The 2,449-nt window shown below is 65.8% G+C and carries 1 protein-coding gene and 1 pseudogene; both read left to right on the top strand.

Features of this window, described 5'->3' with window-relative positions:
* The first annotated feature begins 103 nt into the window (after nucleotides 1-103).
* Nucleotides 104-1,284, top strand: a pseudogene (locus tag EN994_RS27135) (MFS transporter).
* Between the two features lie 53 nt (nucleotides 1,285-1,337).
* Nucleotides 1,338-2,372 (top strand): aldo/keto reductase, encoded by a 1,035-nt coding sequence (locus tag EN994_RS27140; protein WP_063169459.1) that lies wholly within the window; start codon nucleotides 1,338-1,340, stop codon nucleotides 2,370-2,372.
* Nucleotides 2,373-2,449: the final 77 nt, after the last annotated feature.

Consider the following 2,449-nt stretch of genomic DNA (forward strand, 5'->3'; position numbering starts at 1 on the left):
CAGAAAATATGCCCAAGGCAAGTCTGGTTCACAATGCAGGGAAGCACGATCTCAGGGGTCGGGGCGCGGGACGGCGCTCTTCGCATCGAAGTGGAAAACCGCCATGCCTCTTGCTCTCTACGCCCTCGCCGCCGGTGCCTTCGGCATCGGCGTCACCGAATTCGTCATTATGGGTTTGCTGCTCGATGTCAGCAAGGATCTCGGCGTTTCGATCTCGGCTGCCGGCCAGCTCATTTCGGGCTATGCGCTTGGCGTCGTCATCGGCGCGCCGTTGCTGACCATCGCCACCGGCAACTGGCCGCGCAAGACCGTGCTTCTGGCGCTGATGGCGATCTTCACGCTCGGCAATCTCGCCTGCGCGTTGGCGCCCGACTACTGGACGCTGATGGGCGCCCGCATCATCACCGCCTTTGCCCACGGCACTTTCTTCGGCGTCGGCTCGGTGGTCGCCACCGGCTTGGTCGCGCCCAACAGACAAGCCTCGGCGATCGCGCTGATGTTCACCGGCCTGACCATCGCCAACATCCTCGGCGTGCCCTTCGGCACATGGCTCGGCCAGGCCTTCGGCTGGCGCGCGACCTTCTGGGCCGTGACAGTGGTCGGTGTGGCCGCCTTCGCCGTCATCCTGGCTCTGGTGCCACGCAGCCGGACGGCGCCCGAAAAGAGCGACCTGCGCGCCGATCTCGCCGTTTTGCGCCGCACCCCCGTCCTGCTCGGCCTCGCCACCACCGTGCTCGGCTATGCCGGCGTCTTCGCCGTCTTCACTTATATCGCTCCGTTGCTGACCGAGATAAGCGGCTTCAAGGAAGCAGCCGTGTCGCCGATCCTGCTCGTCTTCGGCGGCGGTCTCATCGCCGGCAATTTGCTTGGCGGCAAGGTCGCCGACCGCTGGCTTGGCCGTCCGTGCTGGGCAGCCTCGTGGTGCTGGCCCTGGTGCTCGCAACGATGACCTTCGCCATCCACAGCCAGGTGATGGCCGTCATCTATGTCGGCCTGCTCGGTGCCGCCGCCTTTGCTACCGTGGCGCCGCTGCAGATGTGGGTGCTGGACAAGGCGCAAGGTGCCGGCCAGAGCCTCGCCTCGTCCTTCAACATCGCCGCTTTCAATCTCGGCAACGCCGCAGGCGCCTGGCTTGGCGGCGCGGTGATTGCCCACGGCCTTGGTCTGGGTTCCCTCACCTGGGTCGCCGCCCTGCTGCCGCTCACGGCACTCGGCGTGGCGGGCCTGGCGCTGCGTCTCGATCGCACCCCGGCGCTCGGCGCACCTGCCTCCATCCGCTCGTGACTACCCTCGGCAAACCCGCTTCCGACACCCTTCATACCACCAGGAGTAAAAAGATGGATTATCGACGTCTCGGTGCATCGGGCTTGAAAGTGCCCGCACTCTCCTTCGGCGCGGGAACCTTTGGCGGTTCCGGCCCGCTGTTCGGCGCCTGGGGCAACAGCGACGCCAGGGAAGCGCGGCGGCTGATCGACATCTGCCTGGAGGCCGGTGTCAATTTGTTCGACACGGCCGACGTCTATTCGAACGGCGCTTCTGAACAGGTGCTTGGCGACGCGATAAAAGGCCGCCGCGATGCCGTGCTGATCTCGACCAAGACCGCGCTGCCGATGGGCGATGGGCCGGGCGATTACGGCTCGTCACGTTCGCGGCTGATCAGATCCGTGGATGATGCGCTGAGGCGCCTCGGCACCGACTACATCGACCTTTTGCAGCTACACGCCTTCGATGCCGGCACGCCGATCGAGGAGGTGCTGTCGACGCTGGACAACCTGATCCGTGCCGGCAAGCTGCGCTATGTCGGCGTCTCCAACTTCTCCGGATGGCAAGTGATGAAGTCGTTGGCGCAAGCCGACAGCCAAGGCTATCCGCGCTATGTCGCCCATCAGGTCTACTATTCGCTGGTCGGCCGCGACTATGAGTGGGAGCTGATGCCGCTCGGCCTCGACCAGGGCGTCGGTGCATTGGTGTGGAGCCCGCTTGGCTGGGGCCGCCTGACCGGCAAGATCCGCCGTGGCCAGTCCCTACCGGAAAAGAGCCGGCTGCACGACACGGCAAGCTTCGGTCCGCCGGTCGAGGACGAGCATCTCTATCGAGTGATGGATGCCCTCGATGTCGTGGCCGAGGAAACCGGCAAGACCGTGCCGCAGATCGCCATCAACTGGCTGCTGCAGCGCCCGACCGTATCGTCGGTCATCATCGGCGCCCGCAACGAGGAGCAGTTGCGCCAGAACCTCGGCGCCGTCGGCTGGACCTTGACGCCGGGGCAGATAAGGCAGCTCGACGCGGCAAGCGAAGTCACCGCGCCCTACCCGTACTTCCCGTATCGGCGGCAGGAAGGCTTTGCCCGGTTGAACCCGCCGGTGGTTTGAGCGCATCGGGCCGTCATGGCGCAAGGTTCGCGGGCCAGCGCCCCCCTCTGGCCTGCCGGCCATCTCCCCCTCAAGGG

Source organism: Mesorhizobium sp. M7A.F.Ca.CA.002.09.1.1 (assembly GCF_003998555.1).
In the GTDB taxonomy this organism is placed as follows: domain Bacteria; phylum Pseudomonadota; class Alphaproteobacteria; order Rhizobiales; family Rhizobiaceae; genus Mesorhizobium; species Mesorhizobium ciceri.